Annotated in this window: 1 protein-coding gene; it reads left to right on the top strand. The window is 45.1% G+C overall.

Features of this window, described 5'->3' with window-relative positions; genetic code table 11:
• Positions 1 to 270: 270 nt before the first annotated feature.
• Positions 271 to 1,488 carry a hypothetical protein gene (locus KDK18_RS06780; protein WP_257254116.1) on the top strand — a complete coding sequence of 406 codons (1,218 nt, stop codon included), beginning with the start codon at positions 271 to 273 and terminating at the stop codon, positions 1,486 to 1,488.
• Positions 1,489 to 1,776 lie beyond the last annotated feature (288 nt).

Below are 1,776 nucleotides of genomic sequence, written 5' to 3'. Positions count from 1 at the left end.
AAGAAAGCCATCTCGATGGATGAATAACATAACCATGCATATCTCAATCCGTCCTCAAATCAGCGCTTCAGGTTGAAAAGTTTTAAACGGCCAGACTGCTGGTTCTGATGTTGCGATTGAACCGCATCATGGAATGAACCCTGATCCTTCATGGCCCCGACATATCATCGGGCCGGGCGGGTCTTGCCTTTCGTTGAGACATATTCTGGCTGGCAGGGAAAGATTTTAGTCTATGCTCATATTCGCTTTTGATTAAGGGCGGATTGAGATATGCGGCATTATTTTATTCATCTGGCGAGATGGTTTTTCTTATTTATTTTGTTGTTTAGCCTAAAAGTGTCAGCTAGCCCCTGTAAGAATTGCGGTAAAGAGAATGAGCCCGGTAAGGATCCGCAAATGTTGTGCCAAGCCTGTGATTGCGAGAAGCTTACTTCTCTGGCTTCCAGTCCGTCATCCCCCGCTAATGAAGGTTTGAAAAACTCTGCAGCCGAAAAGGACGCCACCGGAGCAACGAACGATGAGATACCTGTTCCCCCCAAGTTAGATCCGTCACCCTATGGGATCTGGTTAACGAAGGATGAAAATGAAGGTTCGTTGAAGGCTCGAATTCAAGTTAGTGACGAGACTTTGGATGCTTTTGAGCGGGAAGACGGCAATGCATATGCAAGGGCAGTTGCCAAGATACTTGCTCTGAATATGACCGAGATTGCTGAAGACATGGATGTGAATGAATTGGATGTTAGTTTGGACGGGGAGCATCACTGTCAAAAGAAAATGGAGAGGCGGGATCCTCAAAACCTGCATAAGTCCCTGAAATTTTTTATGCGTCGCTTTCAAAAACAGATGAAGAAGGGGGCTCACAGTCAGTTGGAGAGGTTGCAAGAACTGCATCAGGCACAGCTTAATGCAGGAGCCCTGCAGATAAAAAAGATGCCAATCCACAAAAAGGCAACAGCCCTTACTCATAAGAGAACTGCGAGAATAGACCCCTCTCAATGGCCGAACCTGTCAGATATGGGAATGACTCTCCTGCTCAGTGCTGAGTTTCAGAATTCCCAACTGATGATGGATCTTACTTCAGTTTTTCAGGCTATTCAGGAAGGAAATATGATACAGCTGATCATTACTCGAATGGTAGTGGCCGATGAGGGCAACAAGGCTGCCGCCGCCACAGTTAAGCCGATATTGCTTGGAGCTATTATTCCGGACCCTGCTATGAACGGTCATACAGAGTCTACGGATATGCACCTGCTAATTGGGCGGCTGCCAGTGCATGTTAATCAGGATAATTTAATGAACGTACTTACAGCCATTATGCAGGCGCTCGGTAAAAGACGGCGCAATGCTCATTTATCTTTACACTTTTTTCTGAGCCCTCAAATGTCTATTCAGGACATCGAAGATCCTCTACCATCAACGATCAATATCGAACATTCGATTAATCCTGATCCTTTTCTTGGCGGCTTTGCCACTGATAAGTCCTTTTGACTGCGCACAGTATTGTCGAATTAATACATTCAGTGCAATCATCACTGACTTAGAAGTCAGAAGACGTTTACTCTGCTGATTCTGACGATGCGATTTGAACGCATCATGAACTGACCTCTGATCCCGGACGAGCTCGTCATATGATCGAGTAGTATGGGACTTGCCTCTCTCTATGAATTCTGTTGGCGGGCAGTGCAAAATTTTAGTCTATGCTCATATTCGTTTTTTTATTAAGGACGGATTGAGATATGCATGGTTATGTTATTCATCCATCGAGATGGCTTTCTT

This window comes from Endozoicomonas sp. SESOKO3 (assembly GCF_024606255.1).
Note: the sequence above shows the minus strand (reverse complement) of the source record. Positions and strands in the feature narration are given on the sequence as shown.

What these genes read in the sequence shown, in the direction of transcription:
- KDK18_RS06780 (WP_257254116.1), top strand. Translation starts at nt 271, where the DNA reads ATGCGGCATTATTTTATTCATCTGGCGAGATGGTTTTTCTTATTTATT.